The sequence below is a fragment of the Pseudoalteromonas sp. APC 3250 genome (genome assembly GCF_030407915.1).
Lineage (GTDB): Bacteria > Pseudomonadota > Gammaproteobacteria > Enterobacterales > Alteromonadaceae > Pseudoalteromonas > Pseudoalteromonas tetraodonis.
Genome location: NZ_JASDCM010000004.1, coordinates 285383 through 303898, shown reverse-complemented (window position 1 = coordinate 303898; position 18516 = coordinate 285383). Strand labels below are relative to the sequence as shown.

Annotated in this window: 15 protein-coding genes; 9 read left to right on the top strand and 6 right to left on the bottom strand. The window is 41.0% G+C overall.

Annotated features, from left to right (window positions below):
- Nucleotides 1-131: 131 nt before the first annotated feature.
- On the top strand, nucleotides 132-323 hold the full coding sequence (locus tag QL986_RS06835) for a hypothetical protein (RefSeq protein WP_290191369.1): 192 nt from the start codon (nucleotides 132-134) through the stop codon (nucleotides 321-323).
- A gap of 37 nt (nucleotides 324-360) precedes the next feature.
- Here QL986_RS06835 and QL986_RS06830 read toward each other — a convergent pair whose 3' ends face one another.
- The 5 genes from QL986_RS06830 to QL986_RS06810 form a co-directional block, all read right to left on the bottom strand.
- A complete protein-coding gene (locus tag QL986_RS06830; protein ID WP_024600949.1) occupies nucleotides 361-1020 on the bottom strand; it encodes a DsbA family oxidoreductase in 660 nt (219 codons plus the stop codon).
- Nucleotides 1021-1140: 120 nt separating this feature from the next.
- Nucleotides 1141-2361, bottom strand: a complete 1221-nt coding sequence (locus QL986_RS06825; RefSeq protein WP_024600948.1) for a Xaa-Pro peptidase family protein — start codon at nucleotides 2359-2361, stop codon at nucleotides 1141-1143.
- A gap of 138 nt (nucleotides 2362-2499) precedes the next feature.
- The gene (locus QL986_RS06820) at nucleotides 2500-3108 is read right to left on the bottom strand and encodes a flavin reductase (protein WP_024600947.1); all 609 of its coding nucleotides are present in this window, start codon (nucleotides 3106-3108) and stop codon (nucleotides 2500-2502) included.
- A gap of 11 nt (nucleotides 3109-3119) precedes the next feature.
- Nucleotides 3120-3845: an SDR family NAD(P)-dependent oxidoreductase gene (locus QL986_RS06815; RefSeq protein ID WP_024600946.1), complete on the bottom strand. Its 726-nt coding sequence runs from the start codon at nucleotides 3843-3845 to the stop codon at nucleotides 3120-3122.
- Nucleotides 3842-4240 (bottom strand): DUF393 domain-containing protein, encoded by a 399-nt coding sequence (locus QL986_RS06810; protein ID WP_024600945.1) that lies wholly within the window; start codon nucleotides 4238-4240, stop codon nucleotides 3842-3844. Before QL986_RS06810 ends, QL986_RS06815 begins: the two co-directional genes overlap by 4 nt.
- A 120-nt stretch (nucleotides 4241-4360) precedes the next feature.
- Between QL986_RS06810 and ppc the strand changes: the two genes are divergently transcribed.
- The gene (gene ppc / locus QL986_RS06805) at nucleotides 4361-7006 is read left to right on the top strand and encodes a phosphoenolpyruvate carboxylase (RefSeq protein ID WP_024600944.1); all 2646 of its coding nucleotides are present in this window, start codon (nucleotides 4361-4363) and stop codon (nucleotides 7004-7006) included.
- A 122-nt stretch (nucleotides 7007-7128) separates the two neighbouring features.
- Nucleotides 7129-8058 (top strand): cytidine deaminase, encoded by a 930-nt coding sequence (gene cdd, locus QL986_RS06800; protein ID WP_024600943.1) that lies wholly within the window; start codon nucleotides 7129-7131, stop codon nucleotides 8056-8058.
- Here the strand turns inward: cdd and udp are convergent.
- Nucleotides 8047-8802 carry a uridine phosphorylase gene (gene udp / locus QL986_RS06795; protein ID WP_008112319.1) on the bottom strand — a complete coding sequence of 252 codons (756 nt, stop codon included), beginning with the start codon at nucleotides 8800-8802 and terminating at the stop codon, nucleotides 8047-8049. The two genes, cdd and udp, sit on opposite strands and share 12 nt — an antisense overlap.
- 412 nt (nucleotides 8803-9214) lie before the next feature.
- On the opposite strand from udp, the gene QL986_RS06790 reads away from it, so the two are divergent.
- The 6 genes from QL986_RS06790 to QL986_RS06765 all read left to right on the top strand — a co-directional run bounded on the left by QL986_RS06790 (nucleotide 9215) and on the right by QL986_RS06765 (nucleotide 18456).
- Nucleotides 9215-10324, top strand: a complete 1110-nt coding sequence (locus QL986_RS06790; RefSeq protein ID WP_008464328.1) for an arginase family protein — start codon at nucleotides 9215-9217, stop codon at nucleotides 10322-10324.
- Between the two features lie 97 nt (nucleotides 10325-10421).
- The gene (locus QL986_RS06785; protein WP_290191368.1) at nucleotides 10422-11123 is read left to right on the top strand and encodes a transporter substrate-binding domain-containing protein; all 702 of its coding nucleotides are present in this window, start codon (nucleotides 10422-10424) and stop codon (nucleotides 11121-11123) included.
- A 120-nt stretch (nucleotides 11124-11243) separates the two neighbouring features.
- Entirely contained in the window at nucleotides 11244-12533 is a 1290-nt protein-coding gene (locus tag QL986_RS06780; RefSeq protein ID WP_008112325.1) for a hemolysin family protein, read from the top strand.
- 200 nt (nucleotides 12534-12733) lie between these two features.
- On the top strand, nucleotides 12734-13903 hold the full coding sequence (locus tag QL986_RS06775) for an efflux RND transporter periplasmic adaptor subunit (RefSeq protein WP_008112326.1): 1170 nt from the start codon (nucleotides 12734-12736) through the stop codon (nucleotides 13901-13903).
- Between the two features lie 12 nt (nucleotides 13904-13915).
- Entirely contained in the window at nucleotides 13916-17047 is a 3132-nt protein-coding gene (locus QL986_RS06770) for an efflux RND transporter permease subunit (protein WP_076921694.1), read from the top strand.
- Nucleotides 17047-18456, top strand: coding sequence for an efflux transporter outer membrane subunit (locus tag QL986_RS06765; RefSeq protein ID WP_008112328.1), 1410 nt, complete (start codon nucleotides 17047-17049; stop codon nucleotides 18454-18456). The genes QL986_RS06770 and QL986_RS06765 overlap by 1 nt, the downstream gene beginning before the upstream one ends.
- Nucleotides 18457-18516 lie beyond the last annotated feature (60 nt).

Here is an 18516-nt window from a genome sequence, read left to right as displayed (position 1 = left end):
TATTCATGCTGTTGTGTGGTAACAAGCCTAATTGCACGTTCACGAAATTCTGATGTATAGCGATTTGATTTTTTCATAGTTCCAGTTTCTCAAGTTATTGAGTCTCTGGCAAACACGGGGCGATTCATATTATGCTGCAATACGATAATTACTATTATTTTTACGCAAACGAAAATAACAAAGCAATCATTGAGTTATTAGAGCAAGGCTTAACAAAGTTAGCAGATAGCGGCGAGTTAAATGCGCTTTATGAGCACTATTATCGTGATGTTGAGGACGGGCTTAATTTAAACAACAGACAGGTGTTTAACTTAAAAAATTAATAAGGTTAGGCCGCAAAATGTAGCCTAACCCTAAAAATTATTGCTCCTGCTTGGCTTCTTCTTCACTTATTTGCTTAAGTGCTTGAATAAACGATTCACTCGGTTGCCCACCGGTAAGCGCGTACTTATCATTTATAATGAAAGTAGGTACTGAGGTTATTCCCATTTGTTTAAAGTTATTTTGCTCTTGGCGTACCGCTTGTACGTATTTATCTGAGTGTAAAATTTCTCTGGCTGTGTCTTTGTTAAGGCCGACTTTTTCTACCACATCCAGTAACGCATCTTCTTGATTTAAATATTTTAAATCGGTGAAGTGTGCTTCAAAAAACGCCAATTTCAGCTCAGTTTGTTTGCCTTCTTCACGCGCCCACATTAGCAAGCGGTGTAGATCAAAGCTGTTGATCATGATGCGTTTACCGTCAAAATTAAAGGTAAACCCAGCTCGTTCACCCGCATCCGCCATGTTTTGACGATTTCGCGCGCTTTCTTCTTCAGTTAAACTGTATTTTTGCTGCAAGTGCTCGTTTAAGTCTTGTCCTTCAAGTGGCATATCTGGATTAAGCTCAAAAGGTTGCCATGTAATATCCGCACTCATTTCGTCTTTTAATTCTGCCAATGCGGTTTCTAAGTTTTTATACCCAATAATACACCACGGGCACATTACATCTGAGACGATATCAATTTTTAAGTTTTTCATAGGGATCCTTGAAGGATTGCTTTTTTAATAACAATGGATATTGGGATGAAGTTTAGTTTATCAATCATTGAACATAAAAAGAGCAGCGAAAGTGCTGCTCGTTTATTGAATGTTTTCAGGTTAGCTGTTTAAACCAAATGGGTCGTCAATGCTGTGGCTTGGCTGGGTAAACCAACGCGGGCCGTCATCTGTCATGTAAAAGTGATCTTCTAATCTCACACCAAATTCATCTGGAATAACCAGCATTGGCTCGTTACTAAAACACATGCCTGTGGCAAGCGGGGTTTTATCGCCGCCCACTAAGTATGGCCATTCATGAATGTCTAAGCCAATACCATGGCCTGTGCGGTGTGGGCAACCTGGTGTTTGGTATTCAGGGCCTAAGCCTTGAGCTGCTAAGTAGCTGCGAGCGGCTTGATCAACCGATTCACAGGTTTCGCCGAGAGCTGCTTGATTGAAAGCTGCTAATTGTGCCGCTTTTTCAAAATCCCAAAATAGGCGTTGGCGGCTGGTTGCTTCACCAAATACATAAGTACGCGTAATATCAGACAGGTAATCGTGCACTTTACATCCAGTATCGATAAGCACCATGTCGCCTTTTTTCAAAATTTGTGGATCTTTTACACCATGTGGGAATGAGGTAGCAAGGCCAAACAATACAATACAGAAGTAATTTCCTGGGGCACCTACTGTTTGATGCGCTTTTTTTATAAATTCTTCGACTTCTACTGTGCTAATACCTTCATAAAGCATACTAGCGGTGGCTTTATGAACCGCTAAAGTCATATCCATGGCGCATTGCATTAATGCTAATTCATTGGCTGATTTATGCATTCTACAATGTGCGGTTACAGGTTGTGCGTTAACTAGTTTTAATCCTGAACTGGCTTTATTGATGCCATCAAAAATAAAAAACTGTGCGCTTTCATCAATGCCCACGGTAGCGGTGTCGCTAATATTAAGCTGTTTCAGCACTTTAACGAATAGCTCAAAAGGGTTCTCGTGTTCTTGCCAGCCGTGTATTGGGCCATCAATGACTTTAAAGCCATTTAAAGAGCCAATTTCAAAGTGGGGGGCAATGTATTGCACCTCACCCATGGCGGGTAAAATAGCGCCGACTAGTCGTTCACTGGCGTACCATTTCATACCGGTAAAATACGTTAAGTTGGTACCTGCATTTAAATATATCGCATCAATATTATTAGCTTGCATATAAGCTTGCGCTTTGGCCATACGCACTAAATACTCATCGGCCTGAATTGGCGTTACTGAGTGGGTCATATTGCTTAAACTAGCAAGTGCTTGTTCGGGTGTGTGTGTACCAATACCAACTGTGGTCATATATTTCTCCTACAAAATTTTGCATAGTGTGTAGGCTAAATGAGTTCAATTCAAATTAATTGCGATTAGTGAACAAGGGATTGAACAAATAGGGGGAGTTATCAAGTCCCTCATTCCCAAGGACTTGATAACCTTGGGCTATTTTTTCGCGTAGGGTAAACGATTGAGCTTATTCGCCGTGTGGTAGCTATCTAATCCGGTTACTGCAACGGTATCGATGGCTTGTAAGTCTAAAAAGCCATCACTTTGGAGTGCTGATTTATCTACATAAACATCCATTATTTCGCCAATAACCAGCTCAGTGCCATTAACAGCTAAATGCTGATTCTCGACAAATTTTACTGCGTATTTTAGTCGGCTTTGTGCAACAAAAGGCGCTTTAAAGTCGTTTAAGTACTCTGTTTTTAAACCCGTTGCATCAAACTCAGACTCATCTTTAGCGTAACGTGCCGATGTTTGGTGTGCCTGCTGGTAAATATCACTATTTACTTGGTTAATAGTATAAACGCCTGTTTCTATAATATTTTCGAATGTATGCCTTGGTACGCTGTGCGGGCGCATTATCATGCCTACTAGCGGTGGGTGTGCGCCTAAATGAATAACTGAACTGACAATGGCTAGATTAGTATTACCTTGTAAGTCTTGTGTGCCAATTAAGTTTGCACTTTTAAACCCTGAAAGTGAGTTGATAAAGTGTGTACGGGTATGTTTTTCAAGTGCGGCTATGCGGTCTTTCGAAAAATGCATGTGTTTGTTCCTTACCATTTTATGGTGTTTCCTTGCCAATCTAGGTAGGCAGGTTCGCCGTTGAGTTCTAGCTGTGGGTTTTCGTAAGTAAATTTAAATAATTGCTGAGCAACAAAGTCAGGGGTAAACAGTTTATCTGCGGGCACATTTTTTTGAAATGGCTTAGAGAGCTGTGTATCTGTAGTACCCGGGTGAAATAAAACAAGTTTGGTATTTTTAGCGCGACGAGCAAGTTCAATGGCGGCTGTTTTAAATAACATGTTCAGCGCAGACTTAGATGCGCGATAGGTATACCAGCCACCCAATTTATTGTCGTTAATACTGCCTACACGAGCGCTCAAAGCAGTAATTGAGCAGTGAGTTTTATGATTAAGCAGCGGCACTATACTTTGCAAACACAGCAGGGGTACAAGCGTATTAGAGTGCATAAGCTGCATAAAATAATCACTGTTGATTTCTTCAAGCTTTTTTTCTGGCATGTGCTGGTCGTTATGTAATTGACCATTAAATATTATTACCTGAGCAAGCTCAATTTGTTGTGACTTTAACGACTGGGTTAGCTCATTTAGGCTTTGCGCCGAGTAGTCGCTGTGGAAATAGGTTACCTTGTCATCATTATGCTCAATATTCGATGAGCTGACACAAATTATATTAAATTGTGTTGCTTGCTGATTTAAATGATTTACGTAGGACTGTGCAATGGCGCTACTGGCGCCAAATAAAATCACTGTTTTCATTTTTCACCTTTAGATTTCATATTGCATTGACCATTACTACACTGCGCATTGGGCATTAAAAAACGGCTAATGTGGTGACGATATTTTGCAAAAAAAGTGTAAGCATGATCGGCAAAAAAGCGAATTACTGGCAAACGAATTATTTTAAGCCAGCGGTATTTTCCAACGATGCGCCAAGCTTGATAAGTGACGTCTAAGCCGTAAATCATCTGCCCCTTATCAGTTTGGGCGTGCAATAAATCCATGGCATTTTGTTTATCGATTGCAGGAAAACGCTCACTAAAATCATCCGCATTTAAATCTTCTAGTGTAATTTTATGATCAACATCGGCACGTTTTAAATGTTGCATTTCTGCATTGCAAAGGGGGCAATTACCATCGTAAAAAATGATCATGTCATCGCTTTGTGTTTATTTTACATATGCTTTTTTACGACAAGGCGATGCAAATGGATCTATTAAATATTCCCGCTTAATGATATTAATAGGTCTCCAAGAAACGAAGGAGAGCTAGAAATGAGTGAACAATATGCCGCCTTGCGAGGTAATGTTAGTCTACTTGGTCAATTATTAGGACAAACTATTAAAGATGCCCAAGGCCAAGAGATTTTAGATAAAGTAGAAGAAATTCGGGCTTTATCAAAATCATCTCGCAGTGGCAATGAAGCCGATCGCCAAGCGTTAATTGATGTACTCCATGCGCTTAGTGATGAGGAGCTTTTACCGGTTGCCCGTTCATTTAATCATTTTTTAAACTTAGCTAATGTTGCTGAGCAGTTTCATACCGTATCACGTTTTAATGATGTTGGTTTTTGCCAACTAAATCCTCTCACTCAAACATTAAAAACGTTAGCAGCAAAGGCCGAACAAGGTCAGCTTAATCATAATCATTTAGCCGACACACTCTCAAAACTCCACATAAACTTAGTACTAACCGCTCACCCAACCGAAGTGACTCGACGTACTATTATTAACAAACATGTTGAACTAAGCGATTGTTTAGCATCACTTGAGCGCACCGACAACCTTGCGCAGGAGCGCGAAGCGATATTAAATCGAATTGCGCAGCTAATTAGCCAAGCTTGGCATACTGACGATATTCGTCGTTCTCGCCCAAGCCCAGTTGATGAAGCTAAATGGGGCTATGCGGTAATTGAAAATAGCTTATGGGATGCCGTGCCACGTTTTTTACGTGAGTTTAGCCAGCATGTTAAACAGCATTTGAGCCTTGAGCTACCAGCTAACTACAGTCCGATAGAATTTACGTCATGGATGGGGGGGGATCGAGATGGTAACCCGTTTGTAACCGCCGAGGTGACTAAGCAAGTACTCGATCATGGCCGTTGGATGGCGCTGGATTTATACCAGCGTGATTTAGAAACTTTGTGTGCTGAACTTTCCATGTCTGATGCCAGCGATGAGCTTATTAAGCTGGCAGGGCAAGAGTTTGAACCTTATCGAGCCGTGCTCAAAGAGCTTAAAAATCAAGTGGCTGAAACAGTGATGTACTTAAGCGCTAAAATTAAAAATAAGCGTACAGAATCACAAGATTTAATTACTGATATTAACCAAATTAAGCACCCAATTGAGGTGTGTTATCGCTCATTGTTAAAATGCAATATGCAAGTGGTTGCTGATGGCTTGCTATTAGATGTGATCCATCGTGTAAATAGCTTTGGTTTGCGTTTGGCAAAACTGGATGTGCGACAGGATTCGTCAAGACACAGCGATGTGTTTTCAGAATTAACTCGTCATTTAGGTATTGGCGATTACAATCAATGGGAAGAGCAAGACAAACAAGCTTTTTTACTGACAGAGCTAAATTCACGTCGTCCGCTTATTCCTAGGCATTGGCAACCAAGTCCAGAAGTGCAAGAGGTGCTTGATACCTTTGATGTTATTGCACAGCAAGATGAAAAAACCTTTGGTTTATACATTATATCTATGGCACGAACCGCCTCTGACATATTAGCAGTGCAGCTATTACTTAAAGAGTCTGGCTGTGGTTTTGAACTGCCTGTGGCGCCTTTATTCGAAACCTTGGATGACTTAAACGATGGCCACAACGTCATCACTACGCTTTTAAATAACGAGTGGTACCGTGGACACATCAAAAACACCCAAAATGTAATGATTGGCTATTCAGACTCAGCCAAAGATGCAGGCATGATGGCTGCTGGTTGGGCACAATATGAGGCAATGGATAAGCTCGTACAACTAGCGGATGAACGCGGTATTGAGCTTATTTTATTCCATGGACGTGGTGGTACGGTTGGACGTGGTGGTGCGCCTGCTGCACAAGCATTGCATTCTCAGCCGCCGGGGTCGTTAAAAGGCGGGCTTAGGGTAACAGAGCAAGGTGAGATGATCCGCTTTAAATTTGGCCTGCCTAATGTTGCATTACAAAGCTTAAATATTTATGCAGGTGCGGTACTACAAAGTAATTTATTGCCACCACCAGAGCCTAAATCACAGTGGCGCGAAGTAATGGCATTAATTAGCGATGTGTCGTGTGAGCATTACCGTAATGTGGTGCGCCACGATGAAAACTTTGTACCTTACTTTAGAATGGCGACACCTGAATTAGAACTGTCAAAACTACCGTTAGGCTCAAGGCCTGCAAAACGAAATCCAAATGGAGGGGTTGAGAGCTTACGTGCTATTCCATGGATTTTTGCGTGGAGTCAAAACCGGTTAATGTTACCTGCATGGTTAGGTGCATTAAGTGGACTTAAAGCCGCGCTTGAAAAATATGGGATTGAAACCTTAAGCGAAATGAGTTTGCAATGGCCGTTCTTTAGAGCACGTTTAGAAATGCTAGAAATGGTATTTAGTAAAGCGGATAGCTGGTTGAGTGAGCATTACGATAATGCGCTGGTGGAAGAGATGTATAAGCCTTTAGGTGTTGCCTTGCGAGAGGAACTTGGTGAGGCGATGACGTTAGTGCAATCATTAAGCCCACAAAAAAGCTTATTGGCTGATCAGCCTTGGATCAAAGAGTCTATTGGGCTTAGAAACCCATACACCGACCCGCTTAATGTATTACAAGTTGAGTTATTACGTCGTTCTCGTGGCGATGATAAAGGCAATGAAAATGATATAGACAATGCCTTGATGATCACTATGACCGGTATTGCAGCGGGTATGCGTAATACAGGTTAATCCAAAACTAGATTAGTTTTAGAGGGAACACACGACGTGTTCCCTTTTTTTACGTTGAATAGGCTGGTATTTAGTTTGCCAACCTTTTACACTACTTGGCCATTGAACAAATAAAAACTATTATGGCTTCAGCAACTTTTAAAGTGCAACATAATACAGCACTTAGCAATTCACACATTTCTCTAAACGTAGCGCAAACGCAAGCTCTACGCAGTCAATTAAAAACTCAACGCGGTATTTTATATTCAAGCGATATTAAAGCGCTTTGCACCGAGCTTAATGTTAGCGACGATGCATTATTACAAGGCTTAGTGCCTATGGCTTCAGAGTTTTCCGTTGCACCTATTTCCAAATTTCATGTCGGCGCAATTGTAAAAGGGCTCGATTCACAAGGAAACACTACTTTTTACTTTGGCGCTAACGCTGAGTTTGACCATCAAGCACTTAGTTTAGTGGTGCACGGTGAGCAATCTGCAATTAATAATGCCTGGTTAAATGGCGGTAAAAAAATTCTTAAAATAGCGATTAGTGATGTCCCATGTGGGTACTGTCGTCAATTTATGAATGAACTCGCTGATGCGAAAGAGCTTGATATTTTACTGCCAGCACAAAACTTTAAATTGGCAGAGTTATTACCTCATTCATTTGGACCAACCGATTTAGGCAATGAGCACAGCTTATTTAACCCAGCAGAGCAAACTAATTGTTTTGAAAACAAACAACTTGATGAAAAGCTGATGAGCTATGCTTTAGCGGCTTATGTGCCATACAGCCAAAATTACAGTGCAGTAAAAATAAGTACGTTTGAAAACGGTGATTTTTATGGCAGCTATGCAGAAAATGCAGCGTACAGCCCGAGTTTATCGCCATTACAAAGTGCTGTGAGTCAGTTGTTTTTAGCAGGACTGAGCTTTGATAAGCAAACAGTTAAATCAGTTACGTTATTAGAAACGGCTGGTCATGAAAACCAATCAGGGGTGGCAAAAGCCGTGTTAGCAAGCTTTACTGGCTTGCCAACACTTGAGGTTATTAGCGCAACATTAGCCAAGTAACACTTTAGCGGCTTCAAGTACCACGGCAACCGATTTTTTCTCAATCTCGCCGTGGTCTACGTTAGGAATTTCTTGACGTGTTCTATTTACTAATACACCTGCAACACAGGCTGCTTGTAGGCCAAGAGCGGCACACATAGTAAATAAAGTAGCCGATTCCATTTCGTAGTTCATCACGCCTAGTTTTTGCCATTCTTCACAGCTACCCTGTAATGACTTAGGAACATAACCAGAATGCGTATCGTAACGCTCTTGTCCTGGGTAGAAGGTATCGCTTGAAGCGGTGATACCGATATGAAAATCGATGTTTAGGTTTTCACAGGCTTTTACCATCGCTTGAGTGGCAAAAAAATCAGAAACAGCAGGGTAGCACAGCGGTGCAAAATGCTGACTCGCGCCATCCAAACGAACTGAGGCTTGGCTAATTAAAATATCGCCTTCGTTAATGTGCGGCTGAATCGCGCCTGTTGTGCCAATGCGAAGAAAGCTACGTACGCCAAGTTGAGCCAGTTCTTCAACCGCAATTGACGTTGAAGGGCCGCCGATACCGGTTGAACATACAACCACTGAGTGGCCGTTTAATTGGCCTAAATAAATGTGAAACTCACGCGTTTGAGCAAGGCAGGTTGGATTATCTAAGAACTGTGAAATGCGTGCTGCACGATCTGGATCCCCTGGAACAATAGCCAGTTTTGCACCTTTTAAATCATCAATACACAGTCCTAAGTGAAATACCTTTTCCATAACTAAGCCTTTTTAATAAGAGTTGTTGTCAATTTAACATGATTACGAGAAACCTAAATGAAGTACAGGACGGATGTCCGTATTGATTTATTCATCAACTCTGAATATTCAATCAATGGCTAAAATTACTAACAAAATGAGCCAGTTGACTTGTTTGCTCAGACACTATATTCATACCTCAGAGCAAACCAGTAGCTAGCCAAAAGAGTTGTTAGCTAAATTTTAAATTGTTTATATTCATAAGGTTAGTTAGTAGGTTTTGTATTGTTTTGCCACTGACCTAACCTCGCAAAACACAACGTTCAGTGATTTTTATAACCACATACAATTAATTTTTAATTTATTCAGCGTTCGTCGTTTTGCATAACTACTCAATAATAGACAAGATATTCAGATTGAAAAAGGGTTTACAATGAGCACACAATTTCAAGCATTTAAAAATAAAGTTGAACACTGTTTATGTGCACCTGGCGACGGTGTATTTACGGTTAATACGGCAAAAGAACGCAAAGCAGCACTCAGAAATAAATTATATGGTCAAACTGAAAATGTCGATGCTTTATGGCGTGACTCGCTAAATGAATTACCTAACTCACCCCACAAAGCGGTTATGCTGGGGATTAGCTCTGATTGTGGTGGTGGTATTTTACGCGGTGCAAACTGGGGGCCTTTATTTTTACGTTCAGCTTTAATTGACCAGCAAACACAGTGTCGTTCATTTGACTTAGGTGATGTGCGCGTAATACCGCATTTATTACACGATAAATACTTAAACGAGGCAACAATTACCAATTGCCAAAAAGCGCTTTATGGCAATGACAATAACGACCATTTCGTAAGTCCACTGTCTATTACCGAAGATGTATGTGACAGCTTTTATGCAACATTCCAAGATAAAGGCATTTTTGGCATTGGTGGCGATCATTCTATTAGTTACCCGCTGACAAAAGCGTACTTAAAAGCAAAGCGTAGCCAAGGTAAGCGTACGGCTATTATTCATTTCGACGCCCACACCGATTTATTGGTTGAGCGTTTAGGCATCGATTTATGTTTTGGCTCTTGGTGTACCCATATTTTAGAATTTTTACCCGCGCCACATCATTTAATTCAATTTGGTATTCGCTCAAGTGGTAAGCCTAAATCACATTGGGAAAGTACCTTTGGCGTTAAACAGCACTGGGCTGCTGAAATTATTGAGCGTGGCGCAGCCGCTGTTGCTGCCGATACAATCGCGCAACTAAAGGCTGACAAGGTTGATGAAGTGTATGTAAGCTTTGATATTGACGCACTAGATGCTCAATTTGCCTCAGCAACAGGTACACCTGAAGAAAATGGATTAACACCACAGCATGCGCTTGATATTTTGTCAGCCATTGCCGATGAGTTTCCAATAACCGGTGCAGATATGATGGAAATCGCGCCGTTTACCGACAGCTCATTAGTGGGTCAATCAAGCTCAGAGACGACGCTTAGAGAAGGCGCTAAAATTTCAGCATTCTTAATTGCAGCAATGAATCGTTAATCCTAAAGGTCAAAATTGGCTATTTGTAAATAATCCGCTATATTAAATTTGCTTTTATCAAAAAAGTAACATCTTAAATTTTATATAGTGGGTTATTGTGACTAAGTGGTATTGTGTATTATTGTTCATTGTAAGTCATCATTGTACGGCTAAACTTATTGTTGTGACAGAGAACTTTGCGCCTGCGCAGTATCTGGACGCGAATAACAATTTAGTAGGTGATGCTGCCGATAAAGTCCGATTAGTGCTTGATAGCGTAGGTATTGATTATTCAATTTCTGTAAACGATTGGAGTATGGCTTACAATATTGCACTGAGAGATCCCCAAACCTGTATATTTTCTATTTCTCGTTCGCCTGAGCGGGAACATAATTTTATTTGGTTTGCTAAGCTTGCCCAATTTGACACTAATTTTTACTCCCTTAAAAGCAAAGGTATTTCCTTAACTAATTTAGAGCAGGCTAAGCAATACCGTATTGCGGTTTTAAAAGATAACTACAGCCATCATTATCTACTTTCAAAAGGCTTTAAAGAAAACGAAAATTTAATGTTGTTTAGTAGTTTTGATAATATTTTTAAGATAATCCAAACACGAAGTTCGAGTATTGATTTAGTGGTTATACCAGCGCAGCGAATAAACCATGAACAATCTCATTTATTAAATAAATTACAACTCGAATTACTAATGCCAATCAATGCCCATCAAGCCCCTTTATATTTTGCCTGTAATAAAAACCTCCCCGATAACGTAAAGCAACAACTTGGCGTAGCTTTTTCTTCATATGAGTCTAAACTATAAATATTAAGCTTTTGATTTTTATTAGTTATTAATATTATTTAAATATCAATTGCCCTGTCTATAAAAGCGTCTATAATCCAGCTGCATTTGCTTGTAAAAGCGATTATTTTGGAGTTATAAATGGGTGATTTAATCGGGATTGCGTTATTAATCTTGATGAGTGCGTTATTTGCGATGTCAGAAATTTCGATTGCCGCTTCACGCAAAATTAAGTTAAGAGTAATGGCGGACGAGGGCAATGTTAACGCTTTGGCGGTTTTAAAGCTACAAGAGCAGCCTGGGGCTTTTTTCGCCATGATCCAAATTACGCTCAATGCGATTGCGATATTAGGCGGGATTGTTGGCGAGCAAGCATTGTCTCCTTATATGCAAGAAATACTACAGCTGTTTTATCAAGGTCCATTACTTGGACAAATTAGCTTTGTATTATCGTTTTTAATTATTACCTCGTTATTTATTTTATTTGCCGATTTACTACCAAAGCGTTTAGCGATGATTTTACCTGAGGCCGTTGCGGTGAGAGTGGTGACAATTATGCGCTGGGTTACTTTTGCGCTCACGCCACTGGTACTATTTTTTAATGGCTTAACCAATATTGTTTTACGGGTGTTTAAAGTGCCCAGTGAACGTGAAGATATTGTGACCACTGAAGATATTGTTGCGATGATGGATGCTGGTGCTGAATATGGCAGTTTACAGCAACAAGAGTATGATTTAATAGGAAATGTATTTGATTTAGAAGCGCGTTTTTTATCAAGCGTTATGTCACCGCGTGAGCAAATTGTTTATTTTGACATTGATGAATCTAGCGACGATATAGCAAATAAAATTATAGATCACCCGCACAATCACTTTTTAGTGTGCAAAGGCAATCTTGATAAGTTAATTGGCTCTGTTGAGTCTAAAGATATTTTACGCCAAGTACTCAAAGGTGAGGCGGCAAATATTAACGATGACATGCTTGATAAAGATATTTTTTTCTTGCCCGAAACATTGAGTTTATCTGAAGCGTTAAATGCGTTTAAAACCGCTGTACATCCTTTTGCGGTGGTAGTTAATGAGTATGCTTTGGTGGTTGGGATTGTTACGGTTAAAGATTTAATGAAAGGTTTTATGGGCGATTTAATTACTCATCAAAGTGAAGAGTTAATTATTGAGCGCGACGCGAGTTCTTGGTTAGTAGATGGCTTAACCCCGATTGTTGAGCTGGCGAAGGTACTTGAAATTGATGAATTTCCTGATCAAAATCATTATGAAACCGTGGCCGGATATTTAATCTATACCATGAAACATATTCCTAAACGCGCAGAGTTTGTTTTATTTGCAGGTTTTAAATTTGAAGTTGTGGACGTGGAAGGAATTCGTATTGAGCAATTACTAGTCTCTAGAGTTAATACTGACAACGAATAATGACAGCCAACATAGCTTAAGAGCAGCCAATGAAAGTTCATTGGCTGCTTTTTTATGGGTGTTACTTAAATAACTCAGCTATTATTTGTGTTACTTATCTATTCAATTGTAAAAATGTGTAAATGTTGCTCAGTAGCTATTTTTAATTGCTTTACTTTAGTTTAGAATGATCGTTCATTCTAAACTAAAAGGTATTTTACATGCAGCGTTCCCGCATCGCTTTTTTTGTATTTTCGGCCCTCGTTGGTTCTGTTGCTTTAAGTGGTTGTGATCAGGTTGCTGAACAGCCTAAGGCTTCTGCTCCTGCAGCGACACCTGTTGGTGTGGTCACCTTAACAAGCCAAGCTATTACACTTAAAAAAGAATTACCAGGGCGTGTTAGTGCGTTTCAAATTGCTGAAATTCGTCCTCAAGTAAGTGGTATTGTTCAATCTCGCTTATTTGAAGAAGGCACACAGGTTGAGCAAGGCCAAGCGCTTTATCAAATTAATCCTGACATTTATGAAGCAGAACTCGCAGCCAGCAAAGCGGCCGTTGCGCGCGCAGAGGCTAGTATTGCAAGCAGTAAATCTAAAGCGTCGCGTTATAAAGAATTACTAGAAATTAAAGCGGTAAGCCAGCAAGACTTTGATGAAGCCGATGCAGCATACAAGCAAGCACAAGCCGAGCTATTAACAGCAAAAGCACAGCTTAAATCTGCACAAATAAACTTAGATTACAGCCATGTATCTTCTCCGATTAGTGGTCAAATTAGTAAATCGAACGTTACTGTTGGTGCGCTTGTAAGTGCTAATCAAACAACGGCACTGGCAACCGTTACCCAGCTTGACCCTATCTATGTTGACTTAACGCAATCAAGCAACGAGCTAACTCAACTTAAAAAAGCCATTTCTTCTGGTTCACTAAGTGTTGACTCAAAAGCACAAGCCGACGTTGAGCTGCAAATGGTAGATGGCTCTATTTACCCAATTAAAGGCACGTTACAATTTTCAGAAGTAACTGTAGACCCAAGCACTGGGTCGGTAACTTTACGCGCTAAATTCCCAAATCCAGATAAGTTATTACTACCGGGTATGTATGCACGTGCCTCAGTGGTTGAGGGTGTAAAACAAGACGCTATTTTAGTGCCGCAGCGTGGAGTAAGCCGAAACACCAAAGGTGAGCCAACAGCGATGGTTGTAAGTAAAGAAAACACCGTAGAAAGCCGTGTGTTAAAAGTAGATAGAACGATTGGCTCTAACTGGTTAGTTACCGCTGGATTAGCTGATGGCGATAAAGTAATTGTTGAAGGCTTACAAAAAATTCGCCCAGGTGCGCCAGTTAGCCCTTCAGAAGTTTCACCGTCTGCAACAGCCGACAAAGCGCAATAACGGAGAGTTTTAATGTCACGATTTTTTATCGACAGACCCATCTTTGCGTGGGTGCTTGCTATCGTGGTTATGCTTGCAGGTGTGTTGGCTATTCAAAGTTTACCAATAGCACAATACCCGTCAATTGCACCGCCAGCAATTAGCATTACCGCTACTTACCCAGGGGCATCAGCTCGTACCCTAGAGGATACGGTTACCCAGGTTATAGAGCAAAAAATGAAAGGACTAGATGGCTTGTTGTATATGTCATCTACGTCTGAGTCGAGTGGTTCGGCTACGCTTACGCTTTCATTTAGCGCTGATACAGACCCAGACATTGCACAGGTACAAGTGCAAAACAAGTTAGCCACAGCTACACCGCTTTTACCAGAAGAAGTGCAAAGGCAAGGTGTATCGGTGGCTAAGTCTGCACGTAACTTTTTAATGGTATTAGGTTTTGTATCAAAAGATGGCAGCATGACCAATATCGACATTGGTGATTATGTTTCATCTAATGTGCAAGATATTATCTCGCGTGTTGAAGGGGTGGGTGAAGTTCAGCTATTTGGCTCTCAATATGCTATGCGTATTTGGTTAGACCCAGCTAAGTTGCAAAACTACAAATTAACCCCTGCTGATATTAGCACCTCAATTAGTGCGCAAAATGCACAGGTATCTGCTGGTCAATTAGGGGGCATGCCAGCGGTTGAAGGCCAGCAGCTCAATGCAACGGTAACAGCACAAAGCCGTTTGCAAACCGCAGCAGAGTTTGAACAAATTATAGTAAAAGCAAACGCTGATGGCTCGTTTGTTCGCCTTAAAGATGTAGCGCGTGTGGAGCTAGGTGGCGAGAGCTACCGTGTTGTAGCTCGTTACGATGGAAAACCTGCATCAGGCCTAGGTATTAAGCTTGCCAGTGGCGCCAATGCCCTTGATACAGCTGAAGGTGTAAAAGCTGCGATTGCAGAGCTTAAATCGTTTTTCCCTGAGGGATTAGACGTTGTTGTACCCTACGATACCACCCCTTTTGTATCACTATCGATTGAAAAAGTGGTTAATACCTTAATAGAAGCAGTGGTACTCGTTTTTGTTGTTATGTATCTGTTTTTACAAAACTTCCGCGCTACGCTTATTCCAACGATTGCTGTGCCGGTGGTGTTACTCGGTACTTTTGGTATTTTGTACACGTTTGGCTATTCAATAAATACATTAACCATGTTTGCCATGGTACTTGCCATAGGCCTACTGGTTGATGATGCCATTGTTGTAGTAGAAAACGTTGAGCGTGTAATGAGCGAAGAAAAACTCTCTGCGCTTGAGGCAACACGTAAATCAATGGATGAAATTAAAGGCGCGCTAGTGGGTATTGCTATGGTGCTGTCGGCGGTATTTATTCCGATGGCGTTCTTTAGTGGCTCTACCGGTGTTATTTATCGTCAGTTCTCTATTACATTGGTATCAGCAATGGGACTATCGGTATTGGTGGCGCTTATTTTAACACCTGCGTTGTGTGCTACGCTTTTAAAACCAAGCCATGTTCACGATAACAGCTCGTTATTCGGTCGTTTTTTCAGTGGTTTTAACCGCGGATTTGATAAAACTAATACAGGCGCACAAAGTCTTGTCAGTCGTATGATCCGTTTATCTAAGCGCTATCTTTTATGTTATGGCCTTATTGTAGCGGGTATGGTGTATATTTTTTCAAGCTTACCAACGGCATTTTTACCAGATGAAGACCAAGGTATTTTGTTTAATCAGGTGTCATTACCAGCAGGCTCAACGACTGAAGAAACGCTTGAAGTAGTTAAAAAAGTAGAAAAACACTTTTTGAACGATCAATCGGATGCTGTAAATGGTATTTTCACGGTGACTGGATTTAGTTTTGCAGGTTCTGGCCAAAACTCAGCAATTGCCTTTGTTAACTTTAAGCACTGGGATGAGCGTCAAGGCGAAGGTTTATCTGTGCAAGCAGTTGCAGGTAAAGCAATGGGCTATTTTTCTACCATTAAAGAAGCGTTTGTATTTGCATTTCCGCCGCCAGCGATTGTGGAACTAGGTACAGCCAATGGCTTTAATATGTTTTTACAAGACCGTGTTGGACTTGGCCACGAGGCTCTACTGGCCGCGCGTAACCAGTTATTAGGCTTAGCAAGCCAAAGCCCAATTCTCGCGGGCGTACGACCTAATGGCCAAGAAGATATGCCTGAGTTACAGCTGGATATTGATCTTGCAAAAGCAGAAGCGCTTGGTGTGTCGCAAAGTGATATTAATAGTACGCTTTCGACGGCGTGGGGTAGTAGTTATGTAAATGACTTTATCGACCGTGGTCGCGTGAAAAAAGTATACCTGCAAGGCGATGCTGAATCGCGAATGGTGCCTGAGGACTTAAACAAGTGGTATGTACGTAATGATAGCGGTGATATGGTGCCATTTTCAGCATTTGCCAGTTCGCATTGGACCTATGGTTCGCCACGTCTTGAGCGTTATAATGGTTTTTCTGCTATGGAAATTCAAGGAACAGCTGCGCCAGGTTACAGTACAGGGCAAGCAATGGATGAAATGGAACGTTTAGTCAAGCAACTACCTAACGGTATTGCCTCTGAGTGGACTGGTATTTCGTTTCAAGAGCGATCAAGTGGCGGTCAAGCGCCGTTGTTATATGGATTATCACTGTTATTTGTATTTTTATGTTTAGCTGCGCTTTATGAAAGTTGGTCAGTACCATTTGCAGTAATGATAATTGTGCCACTGGGTATTTTTGGTGCGATTGTAGCCGCCTTTATGGGTAACTTATCAAACGATATTTACTTACAAGTGGGTTTATTAACCACCATAGGTTTAGCCTCTAAAAATGCCATTTTAATCGTTGAGTTTGCGATTCATAAAATGGAAGAAGGCTTAAGCTTAGTTGACTCGGCGATTGCCGCTGTACGCCTTCGCTTACGTCCTATTTTAATGACCTCAATGGCCTTTGTGTGTGGTGTGCTTCCATTAGCTATTGCCTCAAGTGCTGGTTCAGGTGCACAAAATGCATTAGGTATTTCAATTATTGGTGGAACACTTGCCGCCTCGTCATTGGTTGTTATTTTTGTACCGTTGTTTTTTGTTTTAGTACGTAGACTGTTTTCAGGAAAGGCTAAAACCACCTCCGAGGAGGAAGTATAATGAGTTTAAGAGCAATCAGTTTTAGTGCTTTTACTTTAGCAATTTTATCTGGATGTCAGTTAGCTCCTCAAAAGGAAGCGCTAAATTTACCTGTCCCTGATGCGTATGCATCAGAGACAGGGGATGAGCAGGTGTCCTCGTTAAAATGGCAGCAGTTTTTTAATGATGAAAAACTTAAAACACTGATATCACAAAGTCTTGAACATAATAAAGACCTACAAATAGCTGCTCTAAATGTTCAGCGCGTGCGTGGTTTGTATCAGATTGAAGATTCAGCGTTATATCCATCACTGGATTTTAATGCATCAGGAAGTCGTCAGCGTTTACCCAGCGATTTATCAGCAAGTGGTCAACCACAAATAAGTTCTCAATACAGTGCAACGGTAGGCATGACGGCTTACGAGTTAGATTTATGGGGTAAAGTACGCAATCAGTCAGAGCAAGCATTACAAACGCTTTATTCAACTCAACTGAGCCAATACACCATGCAAGTGTCGTTAATTGCAGAGCTTGCTAATGCCTGGTTAAATTACGCGACCGATCAACAGTTGTTAGCGTTGGCACAAGAGACGTTATCATCGCAGCAAGCATCCTTATCATTAACCCAAAAAAGTGTTGATTTAGGTGCCGCTTCTAAAATTACGCTGGAACAGCTTAAAAGTACGGTAGCCACAGCGAAAGTTGATATTGCTAAATACCAACGTTTAGTGAAACGCGATAAAAACGCGCTTGATTTATTAGTAGGTAAAACGGTAGGTGAGGATTTACTGCCAAGTAAGTCATTAAATTATTTATTAGACTTGCCTAGTGTCCCTGTGGGTTTACCTTCTGATTTACTAACGCAGCGACCAGATATAAAAGCAGCAGAGCATCAGCTGTTAGCCGCTAACGCTAACATTGGTATTGCCCGTGCAGCGTTTTACCCGAGCATTAGTTTAACTGCCAATGCAGGAACTGCATCACGTGATTTAAGTAATTTATTTGATGCAGGCTCAGGCACATGGAGCTTCATGCCATCGGTAAATTTACCTATTTTTAATATGGGTCGAAATCAAGCAAATTTAGATGTCGCTAACGCAGAGCAACAAGTTGCTGTAGCAACGTACCAGCAAAAAATACAGCAAGCATTTCGTGAAGTTGCTGATGTACTTGCGGATAGAGAAGGCTATAACGCACAGTTAATGGCTCTTGAGGAGTTATTACAAAGCCGAAAGACAACCTTTGAATTATCGCAGGCGCGCTACGACAAAGGGGTTGATAGCTTTTTACAAGTGCTTGACGCTCAGCGAACTTGGTATAGCGCAAGGCAGCAATTGATCACGGGCCAACAAGCTGTGCTTGCAAGCCAAATCAATTTATACAAAGCGGTTGGCGGTGGCTGGCAGACCACTACTTCAACCGTTAAGTAAATTAGTACGCATAAAGCCTGTTAACAATAAAAGGTTTTATGCGCGATTAAAGTAATGCCC